The organism is Staphylococcus sp. EG-SA-2, assembly GCF_017152085.1.
The window spans coordinates 1-510 of sequence record NZ_JACYHC010000237.1 but is presented as its reverse complement, the minus strand read 5'-3'; the positions used below and the strand labels follow the sequence as shown (position 1 = coordinate 510).

2 protein-coding genes and 1 pseudogene are annotated in these 510 nt (G+C 30.8%); 1 reads left to right on the top strand and 2 read right to left on the bottom strand.

The window, feature by feature from the left end; all coding sequences use genetic code 11:
- Positions 1-82: pseudogene (locus IDG60_RS21995) on the top strand (hypothetical protein); the annotation flags it as partial.
- A gap of 5 nt (positions 83-87) precedes the next feature.
- Here the strand turns inward: IDG60_RS21995 and IDG60_RS02295 are convergent.
- Both IDG60_RS02295 and IDG60_RS21990 read right to left on the bottom strand, forming a co-directional pair.
- Positions 88-225, bottom strand: coding sequence for a chorismate mutase (locus IDG60_RS02295; protein WP_001790198.1), 138 nt, complete (start codon positions 223-225; stop codon positions 88-90).
- Between the two features lie 186 nt (positions 226-411).
- Positions 412-510: hypothetical protein (locus IDG60_RS21990; protein ID WP_224756941.1), on the bottom strand; the 99-nt coding region annotated here is incomplete at its 5' end.

The following is a 510-nucleotide window of genomic DNA, read 5'->3' as shown; positions in this document are numbered from 1 at the left end:
AAGTGAAGATGTCTTTAAAACTTATGGTCCATTAGCAACATCTGTAGTGAACTTAATATTATTAATAGTTTTCTTATTTTAACTCACTTATACAACGAATCTTAATCGAACTAATATCGAATTATCTAAAGAATATTTGATGTAGCTTTCAATTAATTTAATAAAGACCAGCACTCTAATGCCACAATCATGTTGTATTTGTGTTGTCGCTTTATCCACCATCAATGATTATTTTTTACACCAATCAAAAAATCGAACTGATATAAATAAGTACAAAGCTTATCTATCAATCCGATTTAGTTATAAAACAAAAAAAGCCACAGTAATGTGGCTTTTTGTTATATTCAGTATCAAAATGGTATCAATAGCCATTTTCGGAAGTCAAGAATGGCTTAACAACGCGGTTTAAAGCTATCCAATACTACCTTCCATTTCGAACTTGATTAAACGGTTCATTTCGACCGCGTATTCCATTGGAAGTTCTTTTGTAAATGGTTCGATGAATCCCAT